This window comes from Planktothrix prolifica NIVA-CYA 540 (assembly GCF_963864145.1).
Taxonomy (GTDB): Bacteria; Cyanobacteriota; Cyanobacteriia; order Cyanobacteriales; family Microcoleaceae; genus Planktothrix; species Planktothrix agardhii.
In genome coordinates this window covers 3,905,785-3,924,913 of sequence record NZ_CAWLTW010000001.1, presented here as the reverse complement: position 1 = coordinate 3,924,913, position 19,129 = coordinate 3,905,785, and the positions used below count along the sequence as shown (strand labels likewise).

23 protein-coding genes and 2 pseudogenes are annotated in these 19,129 nt (G+C 36.8%); 8 read left to right on the top strand and 17 right to left on the bottom strand.

The window, feature by feature from the left end:
- Positions 1-15: 15 nt before the first annotated feature.
- Positions 16-279, top strand: coding sequence for a hypothetical protein (locus tag AC559H_RS17225; RefSeq protein ID WP_026787704.1), 264 nt, complete (start codon positions 16-18; stop codon positions 277-279).
- Here the strand turns inward: AC559H_RS17225 and AC559H_RS17220 are convergent.
- A complete protein-coding gene (locus tag AC559H_RS17220) occupies positions 266-1,639 on the bottom strand; it encodes a helix-turn-helix domain-containing protein (RefSeq protein WP_026798561.1) in 1,374 nt (457 codons plus the stop codon). The two genes, AC559H_RS17225 and AC559H_RS17220, sit on opposite strands and share 14 nt — an antisense overlap.
- Before the next feature lie 197 nt (positions 1,640-1,836).
- Here AC559H_RS17220 and AC559H_RS17215 point away from each other — a divergent pair, with 197 nt between their 5' ends.
- The 3 genes from AC559H_RS17215 (at position 1,837) to AC559H_RS17205 (ending at position 4,087) form a co-directional block, all read left to right on the top strand.
- On the top strand, positions 1,837-3,330 hold the full coding sequence (locus AC559H_RS17215; RefSeq protein ID WP_026795484.1) for a DNA methyltransferase: 1,494 nt from the start codon (positions 1,837-1,839) through the stop codon (positions 3,328-3,330).
- Positions 3,331-3,486: 156 nt separating this feature from the next.
- Entirely contained in the window at positions 3,487-3,777 is a 291-nt protein-coding gene (locus tag AC559H_RS17210; protein WP_026787701.1) for a type II toxin-antitoxin system Phd/YefM family antitoxin, read from the top strand.
- Positions 3,761-4,087, top strand: coding sequence for a type II toxin-antitoxin system RelE/ParE family toxin (locus AC559H_RS17205; RefSeq protein WP_026787700.1), 327 nt, complete (start codon positions 3,761-3,763; stop codon positions 4,085-4,087). The genes AC559H_RS17210 and AC559H_RS17205 overlap by 17 nt, the downstream gene beginning before the upstream one ends.
- Before the next feature lie 99 nt (positions 4,088-4,186).
- Here the strand turns inward: AC559H_RS17205 and AC559H_RS17200 are convergent, their stop codons facing one another.
- From AC559H_RS17200 to murA, 12 genes and pseudogenes are all read right to left on the bottom strand, one after another.
- A complete protein-coding gene (locus AC559H_RS17200) occupies positions 4,187-4,591 on the bottom strand; it encodes a type II toxin-antitoxin system VapC family toxin (RefSeq protein ID WP_081693744.1) in 405 nt (134 codons plus the stop codon).
- The gene (locus tag AC559H_RS17195) at positions 4,579-4,836 is read right to left on the bottom strand and encodes an AbrB/MazE/SpoVT family DNA-binding domain-containing protein (RefSeq protein WP_026795486.1); all 258 of its coding nucleotides are present in this window, start codon (positions 4,834-4,836) and stop codon (positions 4,579-4,581) included. The genes AC559H_RS17200 and AC559H_RS17195 overlap by 13 nt, the downstream gene beginning before the upstream one ends.
- Positions 4,837-4,872: 36 nt before the next feature.
- Positions 4,873-5,031 carry a hypothetical protein gene (locus tag AC559H_RS17190; RefSeq protein ID WP_158442081.1) on the bottom strand — a complete coding sequence of 53 codons (159 nt, stop codon included), beginning with the start codon at positions 5,029-5,031 and terminating at the stop codon, positions 4,873-4,875.
- Between the two features lie 12 nt (positions 5,032-5,043).
- The gene (locus AC559H_RS17185) at positions 5,044-5,445 is read right to left on the bottom strand and encodes a type II toxin-antitoxin system VapC family toxin (protein WP_026795487.1); all 402 of its coding nucleotides are present in this window, start codon (positions 5,443-5,445) and stop codon (positions 5,044-5,046) included.
- 6 nt (positions 5,446-5,451) lie between these two features.
- A complete protein-coding gene (locus AC559H_RS17180) occupies positions 5,452-5,748 on the bottom strand; it encodes a hypothetical protein (protein ID WP_026787698.1) in 297 nt (98 codons plus the stop codon).
- 269 nt (positions 5,749-6,017) lie between these two features.
- Positions 6,018-6,257, bottom strand: a complete 240-nt coding sequence (locus AC559H_RS17175) for a hypothetical protein (protein WP_026787697.1) — start codon at positions 6,255-6,257, stop codon at positions 6,018-6,020.
- Positions 6,258-6,294: 37 nt separating this feature from the next.
- A complete protein-coding gene (locus AC559H_RS17170; protein ID WP_199918582.1) occupies positions 6,295-6,756 on the bottom strand; it encodes a hypothetical protein in 462 nt (153 codons plus the stop codon).
- A 177-nt stretch (positions 6,757-6,933) separates the two neighbouring features.
- The gene (gene galT / locus AC559H_RS17165) at positions 6,934-7,950 is read right to left on the bottom strand and encodes a galactose-1-phosphate uridylyltransferase (RefSeq protein ID WP_026795488.1); all 1,017 of its coding nucleotides are present in this window, start codon (positions 7,948-7,950) and stop codon (positions 6,934-6,936) included.
- Positions 7,951-8,020: 70 nt separating this feature from the next.
- Positions 8,021-8,323, bottom strand: a pseudogene (locus tag AC559H_RS17160) (transposase family protein); the annotation flags it as partial.
- A gap of 330 nt (positions 8,324-8,653) precedes the next feature.
- Positions 8,654-9,454: pseudogene (locus tag AC559H_RS17155) on the bottom strand (ISAs1-like element ISPlr1 family transposase); the annotation flags it as partial.
- Between the two features lie 147 nt (positions 9,455-9,601).
- Entirely contained in the window at positions 9,602-10,258 is a 657-nt protein-coding gene (locus AC559H_RS17150) for a DUF4340 domain-containing protein (protein WP_026795489.1), read from the bottom strand.
- A 136-nt stretch (positions 10,259-10,394) separates the two neighbouring features.
- On the bottom strand, positions 10,395-11,741 hold the full coding sequence (murA, locus tag AC559H_RS17145; RefSeq protein WP_026795490.1) for a UDP-N-acetylglucosamine 1-carboxyvinyltransferase: 1,347 nt from the start codon (positions 11,739-11,741) through the stop codon (positions 10,395-10,397).
- Between the two features lie 217 nt (positions 11,742-11,958).
- Here murA and ald point away from each other — a divergent pair, with 217 nt between their 5' ends.
- Positions 11,959-13,044, top strand: coding sequence for an alanine dehydrogenase (gene ald, locus AC559H_RS17140; protein WP_026795491.1), 1,086 nt, complete (start codon positions 11,959-11,961; stop codon positions 13,042-13,044).
- A 29-nt stretch (positions 13,045-13,073) separates the two neighbouring features.
- Here the strand turns inward: ald and AC559H_RS17135 are convergent, their stop codons facing one another.
- The 4 genes from AC559H_RS17135 to lipA all read right to left on the bottom strand — a co-directional run bounded on the left by AC559H_RS17135 (position 13,074) and on the right by lipA (position 16,289).
- The gene (locus AC559H_RS17135; protein WP_202806344.1) at positions 13,074-13,961 is read right to left on the bottom strand and encodes an ATP adenylyltransferase family protein; all 888 of its coding nucleotides are present in this window, start codon (positions 13,959-13,961) and stop codon (positions 13,074-13,076) included.
- Positions 13,962-14,252: 291 nt separating this feature from the next.
- On the bottom strand, positions 14,253-14,888 hold the full coding sequence (locus AC559H_RS17130) for a DJ-1/PfpI family protein (RefSeq protein ID WP_042154279.1): 636 nt from the start codon (positions 14,886-14,888) through the stop codon (positions 14,253-14,255).
- Between the two features lie 297 nt (positions 14,889-15,185).
- Entirely contained in the window at positions 15,186-15,302 is a 117-nt protein-coding gene (gene psaX / locus AC559H_RS17125; RefSeq protein WP_071782595.1) for a photosystem I protein PsaX, read from the bottom strand.
- Between the two features lie 27 nt (positions 15,303-15,329).
- A complete protein-coding gene (gene lipA, locus AC559H_RS17120; RefSeq protein ID WP_026795493.1) occupies positions 15,330-16,289 on the bottom strand; it encodes a lipoyl synthase in 960 nt (319 codons plus the stop codon).
- Between the two features lie 141 nt (positions 16,290-16,430).
- Here lipA and AC559H_RS17115 point away from each other — a divergent pair, with 141 nt between their 5' ends.
- The 3 genes from AC559H_RS17115 to AC559H_RS17105 all read left to right on the top strand — a co-directional run bounded on the left by AC559H_RS17115 (position 16,431) and on the right by AC559H_RS17105 (position 19,047).
- The gene (locus AC559H_RS17115; RefSeq protein WP_026787687.1) at positions 16,431-17,000 is read left to right on the top strand and encodes a response regulator; all 570 of its coding nucleotides are present in this window, start codon (positions 16,431-16,433) and stop codon (positions 16,998-17,000) included.
- Between the two features lie 63 nt (positions 17,001-17,063).
- Positions 17,064-18,089: a bifunctional heptose 7-phosphate kinase/heptose 1-phosphate adenyltransferase gene (locus tag AC559H_RS17110; protein WP_026795494.1), complete on the top strand. Its 1,026-nt coding sequence runs from the start codon at positions 17,064-17,066 to the stop codon at positions 18,087-18,089.
- A 259-nt stretch (positions 18,090-18,348) separates the two neighbouring features.
- Positions 18,349-19,047 carry a CADD family putative folate metabolism protein gene (locus AC559H_RS17105; protein ID WP_026795495.1) on the top strand — a complete coding sequence of 233 codons (699 nt, stop codon included), beginning with the start codon at positions 18,349-18,351 and terminating at the stop codon, positions 19,045-19,047.
- Positions 19,048-19,129: the final 82 nt, after the last annotated feature.

The following is a 19,129-nucleotide window of genomic DNA, read 5'->3' as shown; positions in this document are numbered from 1 at the left end:
ATTAGTGAAAAAATCATGCTAAAAACTTTCAATGCTATTTTAAAAAACAATTCTATTCAATGGCTGGATCAAACTCCAGATATCAACTTAGATAATTCAGTTGAAGTTAAAATTACTTTTTTAGAAGAAGAAATATCAACGAATGCAACTAAATCTAATGGTCAAAAAATGTCTGAAGCCTTAAATAAATTAGCAAAAAACAATGTCTATTCTAAAATCAATCCTCAAAAATGGCAACAAGAAATTCGTCAAGATCGTTCCCTTCCTAATCGAGATTAAAGTTTTTTACATATTTCCCAAAAATAGAAGACAATTTAAACATAATTTTATCCTGTTTTATTTTGGTAACTAAATACCGTTGTTGTAAAGATTGTAACCCATTAATTAAATCCGTTGATGATAATTCTACACTTTCTCTCAATGTTTCTCTGGATAAAGATTGCTCAAATTGACTTAATTTTAAAACGATTTGTTGTTCAATGGGTGAGAGTCGGTTAAATAGTTGGTTAAAGTGCGATCGCATCTCTTGAGTAATCACTAACTCATTCTCCTCTAAAAACTCAGCAACATCACCATCAAAAATATTTTTAATTAAAATAGCAATACTTTTTAAATAAACGGGATTACCTTCATATAAATTAATTAAATCTAACCAACACTCGTCATTTTTTAATCGTTTATTATTCAGAATTTCCAGATCATATAAACCTGATAACTCTAAACAATTAATCGGATATAATTCGTTTTCCCAACCTTCCATTTCTGCACATTGCTCTTGACTGATTAAAATTAAACTACTCTGATGTTCAACTTCTGTTACCAGGGTAAAAAAGTTTTGATAACTTTGATATTCCGGTTGATATTGTCCCGCAAATTGACCCGGAGTAAAGATATTCTGCACATCATCAAGGATAATTAAACATTTTTTATTAATGAGTATATCTAATAATTGTTTTACTTGATCATCTATAGTTTGTTTGTCTTCTAGTTTAATAATATTCAATAAATCCTTAACCAGCAATTCTAAAGGTTTAGGATATTTTAAACTTCTCCAAATAATGACTTCAAATTGATCTAAGTTTAAATCAATAAATCTTTTAACAAGAGCAGTTTTACCAATTCCCGATAATCCCAATATTGATATTAAGCGAGTATTTTGCTTTAATATCCAATTAGAAAGGGTTTCAAGTTCTGTTTCTCGGTTATAAAAATTTATGATTTGAGGAGCTAAGGTTAAATCGTGATAAACTGATTTAGTATTTAGGTTTTTTTCTTGATTGTTATTAGATTCGTTTAGACTTGGCAGACAAAAATTAAAAGTATGATTATTATTTTGCCTACTATGGTTACTGTTTGTGTGTATGATAAGCGGTGATGATTTTAGTTGTAATCTTTCTATAGTCCAACAAAAATTAGATTTATTAATATTTTCTCCTAACTGTTCAGATAAAATTTTAAATAACTTCCTACATTCATCACCAATATAACCCTCATCATAATCATAAATGTCTGCAATTTGCTGATAAGTTTTACCTTTAAATATTTCTTCAATAATCTTTTTTTGCAGATCATCTAAATGCTTCTCTGTCTCAGAAAATACTAAGCTATCTACAAATTGTAAAATTTCTGTAACAGTCATAAAAGTTAGATGGGGTAACACTTTTAGTCATTATAACTCAATTTTCTTCCAGATTATCAGGTTTTTTCAGGTATTTTCTTAATACTTCTTAATAAAACATCAGGTAATATCAGATATTTTCTGCTATGACAAAAAATCAATTTAGTATAAAAATGATTAATCAAGTTTGACTCAAGCAAAGTAATTTGCTAAAAATAATGGTTAATCAACTTTATTATGGCGATAATTTAGAAGTTTTAAGACGTTACATTAAAAGTGAATCAGTTGACTTATGTTATATCGATCCTCCTTTTAATTCTAAACGCAATTATAATCAAATCTATAATAATATTGGTTCAGAGGATAAAGCACAAGCACAAGCATTTATTGATACTTGGGAATGGGATGATCACGCTATTCATGGAATAGAAGAAATTACTACTAATTATAATGGTAAATTTACCCATCAATGTATTGCTTTAATTATAGGTTTAAAGAATGTTTTAGGAACAGGAAGTTTACTTGCTTATTTAGTGAGTATGACTTTAAGAATAATAGAAATTCATCGAGTTTTAAAACCTACAGGTAGTTTTTATTTACATTGTGATCCCAATGCAAGTCATTACTTAAAGTTAATATTAGATGCTGTTTTTTGTTCTCAAGGTGGAGAATTTAGAAATGAAATTGTTTGGTGTTATCGTGGTGCTGGTTATCCTAAAAAAGATTTTGGTCGTCGTCATGATTTAATATTTCGTTATTCTAAAGGTAAGGAATTTACATTTAATTTAGATAGTGTAAGAGAAGAATATGCTGAAACTACTAAAGAGAGATTTCGTCACCGTATTGGGAATAAAAGAGGTAAAAAAGATTTCGGTCAACAGTCTTTAAATCCATTAGGTAAGCAACCTGATGATTGGTGGGAAATACAACCAATAGCACCATCAGCTAGAGAAAGATTAGGATATCCAACACAAAAACCAGAATCATTATTGGAAAAAATAATTAAAGCCAGTTCTAACGAAAATGATACAATATTAGATGCTTATTGTGGTTGTGGTACTACTGTTGCAGTTTGCCAAAGATTAGAGCGAAAATGGATAGGAATTGATATTACTTATCAAAGTATTAGTTTAATCTTAAAAAGATTAGAAGATAGCTTTGGAAAAGAGGTTTTACAAATTATTAAACTGCATGGTATTCCTAAAGATATAGAAAGTGCAACAGCATTAGCAAATAAAGCAGATGATCGCACTCGAAAAGAATTTGAAAAATGGGCAATCTTAACTTATACTGATAACAAAGGAATCATTAACACTAAAAAAGGTTCAGATCAAGGTGTAGACGGAATTGCTAACTTTCAAGGTGATCAAAATGACCCAGAAAAGATAATTTTTCAAGTAAAATCAGGAAAAGTAAAATCAGGAGATATCCGAGATTTAATAGGAACAATGACCATAGAAAATGCTAGTATGGCCATATTTATAACTTTAGAAAATCCCACTAAAGATATGATCAAAACGGCAAAAACTGCTGGTTTTTATCAGAGTAAATACATGAGTCAGAGTTGTGATAAGATTCAACTTGTCACTGTCCAAGATATTATTGAAAATCAAAAAAGATTAAATATTCGTTTAAGTTTAGAAGTTGTTAAAAGTGCTGAAAAACAAAAAGAAGTGAAAGTTAATCAGATGGAGTTAGACTTAGATATTTGATCAATCTCATCCTGATCAAATTTAATCTTGTTTGGGGTATGTGGGAGTTAGGAATGCGATCGCTTCTTGAGATGTAAGGGAATTAGGAGTGCGATCGCTTTTGCTATTTTGTGCTAACATTAAATTAAATGCAAATTTAGTGCCAAATCCCCAACCATGATTAATCTAAATCGAGATATTCAATCCCTCTCAACTTTTAAACGGAATACAAATGAAATGATTACCCAGATGAAAGAAACAGGTAATCCTATCGTTTTAACTGTTAATGGGAAAGCCGAATTAGTAGTACAAGATGCTGGATCTTATCAAAAATTACTGGATTTTATAGAGAAATTAGAAACTATTATTGGGATTAAAAAAGGATTAGAAGATATAGCAACAGGTGACACACAACCTCTAAATCAATTCATCGAAGAAATGCAGCAAAAACATGGAATTTCAAGTTAAATTAACCCGGAATGCTAAACTAGAAATAGAATCTGCTTATCTTTGGTTAAAAAATCTTAACCCTAATTATGCTGATCAATGGTTTAGAGATTTAATGAATACTATTGCTACTTTACAAGATAAGCCAAAACGTTTTGCTTTAGCTAGAGAAAACGATGATTTTCCTGAAGAAATCAGACAAATTATTTATGGGAAATCAAGGAATAAATACCGGATTATTTTCACCATTCGAGAGGATATAGTTTATATTCTTTATCTTCGTCATAGCGCACAATCTTTAATTACTTTTAATCCCCTTGATCTGGAGTAAAATTATTAATGCGATCGCTTTTTATTGTAGGGTTGTTAATGGTGCGATCGCTTTTTAGTCTAAGGCAGTTAGGAGTGCGATCGCTTGAAGTACACTAATTTACAAGTCAGGATGTTTTACTGTTGAAATAGATAAACTTTGAGACTTTTTAATAAATTTTTCATCAAAAGTATAAAATTCTAAACAATGATTACTTGAAGCTAAATGAAAAGCATCGGCAAAATCTATACCATTTTCATGCCATTTAATAATTTGTAGAATTAACTTTTCATTTGTTAAATAAACATTCGGTAAACCCAAAACCTTTCTAAAAGATTGGCAAATTTCTAAAGGTTTAAACTTGTAAGCAAACCGCAAAACCCATTCAGTTTCCAAGATGACAGTATCAGGAATAAAAATATTTTTATTTTTGAACAATTCTAAACTTTGTTGATACTGTAATTCATCATCTCTAGTAATAAATCTAACAATAATATTAGTATCAATAGCAATCATTGATTCCATAATTCTTCTATTCCCTGAGCAATTGCTCGATCCATTTCTTCAATTGTTTTGGCTTTTCCTTGATACTTCAAACACCCAGCAACTTCATCTAATGTTGTTTCTGGGAAAGTTTTTTTAGGCTTTAATAAAATTCCATCACCTAGATTAATTATGATTAATTCTTGACCCGCTTCCCAATGATACTGATCTCTTAAGATTTGAGGAATAGTAACTTGACCTTGACTTGACAATTTAGTAGTTTCCATTGAAATAATATTTACATACTTTTTCCTATCTTAAGTTTAACATAAATTACTGTGTGTATCAAACCGATCATTATGCGATCGCTTTAGGGTTGTTGAGGGTGCGATCGCTTCTTGAGATGTAAGGGAATTAGGAGTGCGATCGCTTTTTATTGTAGGGTTGTTGAGGGTGCGATCGCTATATAACACCTCTAACAAAACTTTAACTTATCACTCTACCCAATTCTCTAAACTTAAACCCTCAACTCTCAATAAATCACTATCATTAGAAACCAGAATTAAACCTTTAACCATAGCAGTAGCAGCAATTAAAATATCTTCTGTTTGGATCGGTAATCCTCTTAACCTTAAATTGGCATGAATTTCGGCTGCTTTCTCTAAAATTGCTAAATCATCTAATAAAATAATTTTATAATCTTGGCAAAATTCATTAAATCTCTCTAGTTGTTTAGTTGCTTTTACTGCAAATAATCCTCTTTTAATTTCAAAATAAGTAATGCAACTGATACAGAGTAATTCTTTTTGAGATTCTAATTGTTTGAGCTTTTCCTTAACTTTAAGATTATTTTTCAGGGATAAGGAAACAATATTAGTATCTAATAAATAACTCATACTCATCTATTTCCGTTTAATTACTTCATCAAAAATAGCCATTTGTTCAGGTGTTAATTCATTCAAAGTTCCCGCCACTGCTTCTGTCACCATAATCAGACTACAATGTTTCTTTAATTCCTGATCTGACATCGTGTTAAATTTTTCAAAAGGTAAGTTTTCTTGAAAGAGTTTAAATAACTCTTCAATCATTTTTGACTGATTCAGTTCTTCTTTAAACAAAGGACGTTCTTCCATTAAAATCGAAACAACTTGCTCAATTCTTTTGATCATGGATTCTTGTCTAACATCAGTTGATAACATATTGATTGCCTCCATTCAAATACAATTAGATAACCATTCTAATCTTAGCATATTACAGAAATCTTGTCCAATGATGTTCAAAGATATACTTTTGTTGGTGTAAGGGGTTTAGGAGAATTTGGGATATGGGGTGTAAGGGAGTTAGGAGTGCGATCGCTGCTATAATATACACAGGTAACTTTAGGTTAGGAAAATATTATGAACTTAGTCACCTTAAATCAATCAGGATTTATTGAAATTCCCGAAATTATTAGACAACAATTTAAAAATCAAGAAGCCCAACAAGTGTGGTCAGGAAAGTTACCCGCTTTCCAATGTTGACGTAACTTAACCTCTGCTCTAACTAAAAGATGTTGATAATTTTCACTATTAATAGGTTCAATTTCTTGAATTGTTCCCTGATGTTTATCAAGATGAATCTTTCCTAAATGTTCAGAGTCACTTCCAAAATTATAAGTAACACCTTGCTCATCTTCGTTGACCTTAATTAACATTACATAAAAAGCCATAAAACATTCCTCTAAATAAAGTTTAAATTGATACTCATTAAGGAGTCCATGTTCTCCCTGACTTAATTGTAGCATTATGGGAAGTCCGATAATCAGTTTGAAATATTCCCTCAAAACGAGCTTCAAAATATTCATGCTTCAATAACCTTAGATCCTGATCATTATAATCTCCTTCTTGTAACCTAAACCAAGCATCAGCAATATCAGGATCAGGATCAAACAACCTGATACCATCATCTAATTGATGTTCTTTAAAAAATATATGTTCCTTAATTTTTGCAATTTTAACCTGAGAAAACCCCGTCTTTTCAGCAATTATCTGAATATCATTGGTTGCTCGTATTTTCTGGTAAGATTGTGGTGCATAAACCTCCCATCGGTTAAGATATTCATCAAGTTTACCACCAGTAAAACTAGATAAAATTCCCCGTTTTCTAATTCCAAATAAGACTAAAATTAGGATGATTATGAAAACAATAATAAAGTCAATAAATGTCATTTTTATCAGGAAACAATATTAGTATCTAATAAATAACTCATACTCATCTATTTCCGTTTAATTACTTCATCAAAAACAGTATCAGGAATAAAAATATTTTTATTTTTGAACAATTCTAAACTTTGTTGATACTGTAATTCATTATCTCTAGTAATAAATCTAACAATAATATTAGTATCAATAGCAATTATCAGGAGGAATTTTAACAGAACGCAAGAATGCAGCACTTTCTTCGGGTAAAGCGGTATTAATATACATTCCACTACCTAATTCAAATCCGGCGGATAAAGAAACCCGAGGAATTAAGGCAATATACCAATGGGAATAATCAGTGCGTTGTTCGGCGGTGGGAATCGAACGAATAGTATAATTATAATCGGGATTATTTAACCCATAGTAAAATTTAGCTAGAACATTTTTTAAGGTTTTAGCTAAATCCAAGATTTCCACATCTGTAATTTCATCAAATGAGGAACTATGACGACGGGGAAAAATCCAAGTATGGAAGGGAGAAAGGGCGGCATAGGGAATAAAAGCAACGAAATGTTCACTGGTAAAAACAATTCGTTCTTGGGCTTCTAATTCTTCCTTTAATGTGCGACAAAAAATACATTCTCCGGTATCATCATAATGACGAATTGCTTCCCTAACACGGTCACGCCATTGATAGGGAACAATGGGAATTGCAGCAATTTGGGAATGAGGATGTTCTAAAGAAGTTCCCGCTCCTTGACCATGATTTTTAAAGATAATAATAGTTTCTACCCGAGCATCTTGGCGAATATGAATATAACGTTGGCGATAAACTTGAATCACATTTGCTATATCTTTAATTTCCATTAACGCCATTGTTAAATCATGGCGAGGATGTTCAATGACTACTTCATGAAACCCAAACCCTGATAAAGAGTGAAAAATACCATCGGTTTCTCGGACTCTTTCACCTTCAGGAGATAAAGCAGGATACTTATTAGAAACAACGCGAACTTTCCAGTTTAAATCATCCGATAACCGCAATATTTCTCGACCTCCAGTTAACAATTCATTCCCTGGACAAAAGGGACAATTAGAACGATATTCAGGAGTGGGAATAAGTTGGGTTTCAGTTTTAGTAAATTCATCGGGTCGTTTTGCCCTTTCGGTGGCAATAATTACCCAATCTCTGGTGATTAGATTCTGTCTGAGTTCAGTCATATAGAAGGGAACAGGGAACAGGGAACAGGGAATAGCCCCCCCAAACCCCCCGTGCACGCAGGGCTAGGGTTAATTTAGGAGAATTCTCTCTTGACCATTCTTTTACTATTTTGCTTAAATCCTTCTCGTCTACTCCTCTCATCACCCTCCTTATTGTTGAATAAGATGGCATTCCTTGGCTATAGATATTGAATGTTCTTTTCAGGATAACTTCGTTGGCTTTGACAAAATATTCCATCTCTCGATATCCTTGATGCCCTGACATCACCCCTAAAACTACTACTAATAGCACTTCCCATAAACTATACCTTTTTCCCTGATTTTTTCGGAAATCCTTGACTTCTTTTAAATTTTCTATTAAACTTGTTAGCATCTTTATTTTAGAAAAAAATGGTGATCGCTCTCCATTTTATCAGGTGGCGATCGCTCTTTCTTTACTCTTTTTCACCTGACTTTGAAACAGCCCTGAGGGCTGTTTCATGTTTGAAAATTATAGCCTACTTTTGGGTCATAATTCTCAAACATGATAGCTATTTTCCGAATAATTAATATTTCATATAATTGCTATATTAATATTAATTATAGGAGGTATTATCTAAGCAGCATAAATATTCTTATTCCCTATGGAGTAAGACTTACATTCCCGATTTTTATCTATTTTTCCTAAATTAATTGCTCTATTTTTTCATTTTTAACTTTCGGATTAAGAGATAGCCACTAATTTCTCCCAATGATTTCCTAACCACCTTCTTCCCTCTGTTATTGACAAAAATCCTAAACCTCTGAAAATATTCAATCCTAGGGTGTTGAGCAGTGCCCAATTAGTCGCGGCTTGTACTTGATGAATTTTCATACTATCCTCTTTAAATAACACATCTTTTACCCAATGAACTTGATTCTCAATCCCCCAATGCCCTTTAATTTTTTTGGAAAAAAAATCCGCCTTTTCCCAGATACTACTTATATAATAAACCGTTTCTCTATAAGGCTTTTTTCCTCTGTATCCCCACCTTTCTACCTGAATTATACTTTGAATATGTTCCCAAGGGCTTTCAATTTTTATCGAATTTTTAAACACTGATACCCGACGAGTTATTTCTCGTCCATGACCCCTCTCTTTTTGAGTATCTATACTTTCAGCTTTCGTCGTTTTTGTAATTTTTTCAATTTGATTATACAGTTTGATTTGATTCTTTTTAACCGCGATTAAATAATCGTTTTCACTCTCGATAATCTTTCGGACTGTGGTGACATTACAATGTAACGCATCCGCAGTTATTAACTTTCCTTTTAGACCACATTCTTCTATTATCCCTTGGGCTACAGCTTGTTCTGAACCGGTTTTACTCTCGAACTTTTCCGTCGCTAATACTAATCCGGTTTCTTGACTAAATAGAGATACCATTATTACCATGTTTTGCTGCTGATTGCCTGGGTCTTTTACCGTACTTCTTAAACTTTTTCCATCTATTGCTAATCCCTCTATTCCCGTGCACGGGGGGTTTGGGGCGGGGGGCTAGAGGGGAGGGAACAGGGAATGGGGATAATACTTTTGACTGTTTCATAGTTGCGCTCGTTGTTGCGCTCGTTGTTGCGCTCGTTGTTGCGCTCGTTGTTGCGCTTCAGCGCACTCTTAACAGCTAAATTAGCATTATTTAGGACTAGCGGAAGGTGTAGGAGTGGGTTGAGGTGTAGGAGGTGTTTGCGGAATTTCTGGGGGCAATTTCCACTCCTCCAGAGAACGATTAACAGTAGATAAAATATCATTAGAAATGACTAAAATAGTTACTTCTTTTGTAGAAAGTTGAGGGGAATCAATTTGAGCATATAAAGAATCTCCGCGAAAATCATTTTTTCCTAAACTTAATTTATGGATAGTATTATTTTTAAGTTTAATTTCTATTTTATCCGTAACCGCATCTAACCCATAATCCTTAAGTTTATCCGTAGAAACCGTTAACTTCTGAATCCCCGAGTTAACATCCGAGGGATTACTTTGATTTTTAAATAGTTCCCTAAGCAAATAATCTACCGAAGCCGGATTAGCTAAAAATTGTATTGGGGCTGTAATTTTCCAAGGAGATTTTTTCAACTCATCGGCATTACTCACCCGTTCCAAAGTAACTGTTTGTTGGGGAGTTGTAATAGTAAAAGATTGAATTTCATCCTTGGGAAAAGAAAAAATTTGTTGTTGTTTAGCTTGAATTTCTTGCTGTTGAGTTTTCCCCTGAATTTCAAATACATAAACAGCCCCGGTCAAACCCAAAGCTAAACCCATTAAAATTAATGTTGAACGTTGAAATTTCATCAGTTATTAATTATTAGTTATCAATTATCAATTCCCATTTATTAGTTATCAATTATTAATTATCAATTATCAATTACCAGTTATCAGAAATATTAACCCTTACACTGATAACTGATAATTGTTTACTGATAACTGATTATTCCGTAGGTGTAGGATCAAAACGCTCGAGTTTAGCACCCAATTGTCGGAGTTTAGCTTCCAATTGTTCATAACCCCGATCCAAATGTTTTAATCCTTGAATCGTCGTTTCACCTTCGGCGGCTAAGGCTGCTAGAACTAATGCAGCAGAAGCGCGTAAATCCGTCGCTGTCACCGGAGCACCCGAAAGCAAAGGAACACCTCGGACTAAAACCGTATTCCCTTTAACCCGAATATCAGCACCCATGCGACTAAGTTCAGGAACATGACCAAAACGATTTTCAAATACCGTTTCACTGATCAAACTATTGCCTTGACACAGCGTTAACAGTGCCATAAAGGGGGCTTGCATATCCGTAGGGAAGCCCGGATAGGGTAAGGTTTCAATATCCGTCGCCTTTAGCTGTTCTCCAGCCAGAATACTTAAATGGTTTAGCCCTTCCATGCGGATTTTGACACCCATGGCTTTAAGTTTAGCCAGTACAGGAGTTAAATGCCCTGGAATAATGGGGGAGAGGTTGATTTCAGAACCTGTAATCGCCCCAGCTATTAAAAAAGTTCCGGCCTCTATTCGGTCAGGAATAATCGAATAATCAGCAGAATGTAGACTCGGAACCCCAGAAATGATAATAGTTTTGCTGCCAGCCCCATGAATTCTGGCTCCCATCGCCCGACAGAAGTTCGCTAAATCAATGACCTCCGGTTCTTGAGCCGCATTTTCAATGATGGTTTCCCCATCCGCTAGGGTGGCCGCCATCATCAAAGTTTCCGTCGCCCCGACACTGGGATAATCCAGGTAGATGCGAGCACCCTTGAGCCGACGGTTCGCCCCAACGACATGGGCATGAACAACACCATGCTCGATGTGTACTTCCGCACCCAGGGCTTGAAGTCCGCGAACATGAAGATCTACAGGTCTAGCTCCAATGGCACATCCCCCAGGTAAAGGAACCCGGGCTACCCCTAAACGGGCTAATATTGGCCCAATAGCAAAGAAACTCGCCCGTAGTTGACTCACCAGTTCATAGGGGGCCTGTGATTCAGATAACCCACCCGCCTTAATGTCGATGATGTCGCCCTGGCGGTCAATCTTGACACCCAGAGTCATGAGAATCTCACTCATGCTATTAACATCAGCTAAAGAGGGAACATTCCGTAGCCGACAATCTTCGGAACAGAGTAATGCACCCGCCATTAGGACTAAAGCAGAATTCTTAGCTCCGCTAATCGGAACATGACCTTGCAGGGGTTGACGTCCCCAAATTTTAAGACTGGACTGGTTAGCGTGGGACGCAGTTGAAACATTCGATGAACGTATAGCTAGTGTAATGGGTCTATCCTCCAAAAATGGTTTGTACGTTTACGATACTTAGATTTTTTGTTCTGATTCTACCGAAAAGATTCTAAATGTCTAGGGGTTAGACAAATTTTATGTCCCTTATAAACCCAAAATCAGGCCTTGGGAGGGTTTTATAGGAATATCGTTCTTGGTATCCCAAAAGTCTTATCGATCTTCCATCCAGTGTCAAAATTGAATCAAGACTTAGGAGAAATCACAATTTATGGAAATCGGTATTCCCAAAGAAATCAAGGATCAGGAATTTAGAGTGGGCTTGAATCCTGATAGTGTCAGGGTTTGCACGGAACGAGGTCATCAAGTTTTTGTAGAAACAGGTGCAGGGGAGGGTTCGGGGTTTAGCGATCGCGATTATACACGAGCCGGGGCTACAATCGTTAATTCTGCGACCGAGGCCTGGAGTCGGGAACTTGTGGTTAAAGTCAAAGAACCTTTACCCGCCGAATATGGGTTAATTCAAAAAAATCAACTGTTGTTTACCTATCTGCATCTGGCGGCTAATCGGGAACTCACCGAACAGTTAATCCAAAGTGGTGTCCATGGAATTGCTTATGAAACCGTAGAACTTCCCGATGGCCGATTACCTTTATTAACGCCCATGAGTATCATCGCCGGACGTTTATCAATTCAGTTTGGCTCCCGTTATTTGGAACGACAACAGGGCGGGAGAGGGGTACTTTTAGCCGGAATTCCTGGGGTAAAAGCCGGAAAAGTTGTGATTTTAGGCGGGGGAATAGTCGGGACTGAAGCAGCAAGAATTGCAATCGGAATGGGGGCAAAAGTTCAAATTTTAGATGTCAATTTGGATCGGTTAGCTTATTTAGAAACAGTCTTTGGATCGAGTGTGGAATTACTCTATAGTCATCCATCTCAAATTGAAGAAAGTGTTCCTGAAGCAGATTTATTAATTGGTGCGGTTTTAATCTTAGGAAAACGCGCTCCTAAATTAGTTTCTCGTAATTTAGTCGCCCAAATGCGCCCCGGTTCCGTGATTGTCGATGTGGCGGTAGATCAAGGGGGATGTATTGAAACTCTACGTCCGACCTCCCACACGAATCCTACCTATATTGAGGAAGGTATCGTTCATTATGGTGTTCCGAATATGCCTGGGGCTGTGCCTTGGACAGCAACCCAAGCCCTAAATAATAGTACATTACCTTATGTTATTCAGTTAGCCGATAAGGGACTCAAGGCTTTAGAATTAAATCCTATTTTAGCCAGGGGATTAAATGTGGAAAATCATCATCTAGTTCATCCTGCTGTTAGGGAAGTTTTTCCTGATTTAATTTAATTCCTATTCTGGGCGAGGTTTACTCGCCCCTACAACGCTACTTGTTTTAAAACTGTTAAGGGATGATAGGATTTAAGCTGTTGCAGTTGTTCTGAATTTTTAACTAATAACGTCCCCCCAAATCCCAAAGAATTAATCGAAATTCCCTCAAATTTTTCTTGAGATCGAGGAACAATCATCATCCAATTTCGGGTAGCTAATAAATTATAAGCCCCAGATTGAAAGGGATTATCCCCGACAGATAAACCCACTTTTGCTAATAGCTCAAAATACAATTCTAAGGTAAAAATAGCTGCTTCTGATGGGTGATTAATCCAGTCAGGGTTGAAAGCCGCGATCGCATGAACAAAAGGAAACTCAGGAATGATACCAATAGAATTATTAAACTGTACAGAAGCGATCGCAGGTTCAATCGGAAGATTGATTCCATCTGGAACTAAAGGAAACGGAACTAATTGTAAATGCTTATGACGTTGACTCGCCCCAGCTAATTTTCCCCCATTATAAAAAACCAAACCATCAATTTCCGCTAAACCCAGCCACATAGCTGCAAAATCTGCTTGAGTTAGCCAGGTTTTCTGTTCTTCAAATTGTCGGGTAACTATCAATAAATGATGATCAACAACATTAAATTTATTCAGTAAACATAAATGAGTTTCTGACAAATTACCTACAAATAAATCCTGTTCATAAGGCAGAAATGGATTAAACTCCTTACCGGATTTAGCTAATTTTTTTTGCTGTTTTTTCTTGGCTTTCTGCTTTCGAGCTAAGTTAGACAGAATTCTCACCAAAAAGTGAATATTCCCCTCCTCTATAAAATCATAATCCGTTGGAATTGATGCCAATGCACCACAATTAAGAGCAGATTCGGTTTGAGTGATTATCCGTTGCCATAATGTCCCCGATGGTAACATCAATTTTGCAGTTTTTGTACTGATCATTTCAGTTTAGGCTGTAGCCTAGATTACAATCTTCTTTTTTTATCCTACAGGAGTTAGGGAAACAAGAAACAAGAAGATCCAGCGATTGAAATCGTGGCTACACAAACGAAGTCCGCCTGCGCGGACTATTAACCTCCTTTGCGGCGAGGGTTTGTTCTTCGATTAACCTCCTTTGATCAAGGGTTTAAAACCCGCGCAGGCGGGTTTTGTTTGTGTAGCCACGGTTTCAACCGATGGATCACTGGATCTTTATGGGTGGGAGTGTCAAAACCCGATAGAATTTGATATTTTAGGAATGGGGGTAACTTTGGTTTTCGGTTTCCAGTCATACTCCATATATTGAGCCGTTTTTAAAGCCTTACTATCCCCTAAAAGTTTAGCCACAACATAAAGAGACATATCAATTCCTGCCGAAATTCCCCCAGCCGTAATAATTTTTCCATTATCAACAAATCGTTGATTATCAACAACAGTGGTTTGGGGTGCCATCGCCTGTAATTGATCTAATGCTTGATGATGAGTTGTCGCTACTAAACCATCCAATAAACCGACTTTTGCTAACAGTAAAGCACCCGTACAAACTGATAAAATTAACTCGGCATGATATCCTTTAGATTGAATCCAAGCTAGAATTTGCAGTTGATTCAGAGCCTCTCTAGTCCCTATACCACCAGGAATAATAATAATATCGGGAGGAGGACTATCTAATAGAGTACAATCTGGATTAAAGCTCAAACCATAATGGCATTGAACTGAATTTAAGGTTTCTGCGACTAGAAACACATTAAAAGGTTGATCCTCATTAATTTCTGATGTAATCGAAAATACCTCAAAAGGGCCGATAAAATCTAATAGTTGCACCCCATTAAAAATTAAAATAGCAACATTTGTTTGAGTCATTGGTCAGTAATCCTAAACGCAAAGGGATAAAAGATTAAAATATGTTAAAAAAGTGTCTTAAGCTCCAAAATATTATTCTGGTTATTCTGATTACTCTAGCAATTGTACTAGGTTGGAATAATTTAACTTTAGCACAAGGTTCTACCACTCAACTTGAATATCGCATGAGCCGCATGAGAAACTAAATAATTCATAAAAAAATAGGTGCTGCCATGATCTGAGGAGTTAAAGATGTTCTCCTCATCTTAGAAGATTGATCAAGAGCAGCACAGTCTTTAAAAATTGATGATGTTTAAATTACACAATGATACCGAAATAGTAAGCGGCAACTAAAAAGTTAATTCCTAACAGAAGAATTGCCCAAAATGCACGAAAGGTATAAGAGCCACTGGATGTTTGAGTTTTGGTAGCCATATTTAGTTCCTAAATACAATGATTCAATTAAACCACAGAAGCAACTGCATCGGGATCGGACTCTCCAGCATGATAGGAACTCCGCACTAATGGCCCAGAGCGGACGTGAGCAAACCCGATTTTGGTGGCGATCGCTCCCAAATGCTGAAATTCTTCCGGTGTCCAATATTTTCGCACGGGAAGATGTTTCAGGGACGGACGCATATATTGACCCAGGGTAATTCGGTCACATCCGGCTTCCCGTAAATCTTCCAGGGTTTGAATAATTTCGGCTTCGGTTTCTCCATGTCCTAACATTAAGCCGGATTTTGTGGGAATGCCGGGATCAAGTTGTTTCACAATTCTTAATACATCTAGCGATCGCCCATACTTAGCTCCCCGTCTCACGGGTGCTTGTAGTCTTTGGACTGTTTCGACATTATGGTTATAACAGGCAGGTTCCGCTCCAACTACGGTGGCAATCCGTTGATATTGGAGTTCTTGGAGATTACCGCCCCCTTGACCGCCCCAAAAATCCGCCGTCAGGACTTCAATCTGGGTTTCGGGGTTAAGCTCTCGAATTCTGTCCATTGTCGCCACGAACCAGCCCGCCCCCCCATCGGCCAAATCATCCCGCGCCACGGAAGTTAAGACCACATAGCCTAACCCTAAAATTTGTACAGCTTCGGCCACTTTTTGGGGTTCTTCGGGATCAAGGGGCATCGGTGCATGACCCTTATCCACTTGACAAAAGCCACAGGAGCGGGTACAAGTTGGCCCCATTAATAAAAAAGTTGCGGTTTTCTGGGCATAACATTCCCCCCGGTTGGGACAACGACCTTCCTCACAAATCGTATGAATTTGGCGCTGTTTGATAATCCGTTGTACAGAGGATAATTCACTGGCCTTACCGATGGGACGACGTAACCAGGCCGGGATAGGTTCAATGGCATTTTGATCCCGATCACGATAAGATTGTTCTAGTGCTAAATCAGAAGGGGCGGACATATTCAAGTTCCGTTGTTGTTTTGGCTTCTTCTCAGATTAATCTAGTTATGTATTCTAAAGATGCAGGTCTTTTTAATCATTGGATCACTTTAACCCAATATAATAATAGTTAACGCATCATTATCGTTATGGGAGTTAGTTGTGGCAGGTCGGAAAATACTGGTTATTGATGATAGTAAAGTAATTAGAGTTCGAGTCAGAGAAATGTTACCCCCTGGTAACTTTGAGGTATTAGAAGCCAAAGATGGCAAAGAAGGACTCGAATTCGTGCAAAAAGAACATCCCAATTTAATTATGCTGGATTTCCTCCTGCCTAAGTTAAGTGGCTGGGATGTGTTTCAGCGAATTCAAGCGGATGAAACCTTGCGGCGCATTCCCCTTGTCCTGATGTCGGGACGGAAGGAAGAAGTCACCGAAAAAATTTCTGAACCCTTTCAATATTTTGAATTTATTGAAAAGCCCTTTGAGAAGAATCAACTGATTTCTGCAATTAAATTGGCCTTCCAAAAAGCCAATCTCCCCCGGCCACCCCTATCCACCCCTGGAACTCCTGCACCGACTTCTGCACCTGCTCCTCAAGTTTCTCCTGCTGGAGACGCGACGGATATTGCAGCAATTAAGGCTCAAATGGATACAATGCAGGCGGAACTGGATGCCTTGAAAAAACAAGTGTTGCAACTGAAAAGATTCATTCAGGGGAAATTAAAGTAGAAATATTGACAGTTGACTGTTGATAGTTGACTGTTAATAGTTGACCGACAACTGATCAGAAATATGATACTGGATGCTTCATTTTTGACCCAATTAAACGCCGCAATGGATTCATTATTAAAACGAATGAATCTATTTTCCCAGGCGCGGGTTTTGGTGGTAGGGGATTTAACTTTAGATGAATTTTTGACAGGTCAAGTAGAACGTTTATCCCGTGAAGCTCCGGTATTAATTCTCCGTCATGAACATACCCATCAAATTCCTGGGGGGGGTGCGAATGCGGTTTACAATTTGGCAAAATTAGGCGCCTCGGTCAAGGTTGCTGGACTGGTGGGAAATGATGATCAAGGAATTGCCCTTTGTGGAATTTTTGAACAGGCGGGAATTGATATTGGGGGAATTTTTATTGATCCCAACCGTCCCACGGTAACGAAAACTCGGATTTCGGGTCATGCGCGTCAATCTGTTACCCAACAAATTGTCAGAGTTGATCGCAAATCTGACGAATTACCGGATATTAAATTACAGTTAAAATTAGCTGAATATATTAGTGAAAATATTGATACTGTAGATGCGGTGGTTTGTTCAGATTATGGGGATGGAGTTTTAACCCAATTGGTAATTGAATCGGCATTAAAAGCTCCTTTAACTATTGTTGATACTCAAAAAGATTTACCTAGATTTACGGGTGCAACTTTGTTTACTCCTAACCTTCCTGAAGCGGAAAAAGCTGTGGGATATTCGATTAAAAATCAGCGAACTTTACAACAGGCGGGACAGGATTTATTAAGATTAACTCAAGCTAGTTCAATGTTAATTACACGCGGGGAAGAAGGAATGAGTTTGTTTGAGGGAGAGCAACAATTTCAAATCCCGCCTTTTAATCGCACGGATGTTTTTGATGTTACCGGGGCTGGGGATACGGTCGTGGCGGCTTTAACCTTGGGTTTATGTACGGGTTCATCGTTGTGGGAAGCGGCAGTTTTAGGGAATTTAGCCGCTAGTTTAGTTGTGCGTCAATTTGGAACAGCAACAACAACAATTGAGGAAATGAAAGAGGCTTTGCGATCGCTTTTAAATCCAGAATAATCAATAGGGATCACGGATTTAAGAGGATTTCACGGATTTCACGGATTTTAATCTGTGTTAATCTGCGTAATTCTCTTAAATCCGTGATGGGTAATGGGTAATGGGTAATAAACTGATAACTGGTAAGTAAGGGCGGCTTGGTGTTAGATATTTGTTAATCACCGCGCATCTCGATGAACCCGCCCCTACAAATGATAATGCTTGACAAATATTGATTTTAAGATAAGATTCTGGGGAACCGATATTTATAGGAAAGCGAATGTTAACCCAAGATCAGCCTTTAACTGAAACGGTATTTCTGGCTAAACTCAACGAAATTATTGAAAGTAATCACCTGCTCAAGCACCCCTTTTATCAAATGTGGACGGAAGGGAAGCTGACATTAACCATGTTACAAGAGTATGCCCAGGAATATTATTTGCACGTTCATAACTTCCCCACCTATGTCAGTGCCACCCATGCGGCTTGTGATGACATCAACATTCGCAAAATGTTATTAGAAAACCTGATTGAAGAAGAACGGGGCTCGGCCCATCATCCCGAATTATGGTTACGGTTTGCAGAAGGTTTAGGGGTAGAACGCAGTGCTGTTCTTGACCGCCAACGATTAAATAAAACCCAAGAATCTGTTCAAATTCTGAAAAAATTATCGCGTAGTGAAGAAGCAGAAAAAGGGTTAGCCGCACTATACGCTTATGAATCCCAATTTCCTGAAGTTTCCACTACCAAAATTTCTGGATTAGAAGAATTTTATGGTATCAATGAAGAATCGGCTTTATCCTTCTTTAAAGTTCATGAAAAAGCTGATGAAATCCATAGTCAAATGACTCGTAAAGCCTTGTTACAACTGTGTCAAACCACCGAACAACAACAAGCCGCATTAGACTCCGTACAAACGGCCGTTAATGCGTTTAACTTGCTTTTAGACGGTGTTTATGAAGAATATTGTCAGAATTAAAATTTTAGGCTAAATTTCGCTTAATTTTTCCTAAAATTTTGATCCTTCTTGTTCCCTACTTTTGATAAATGGGAGCTAGAAT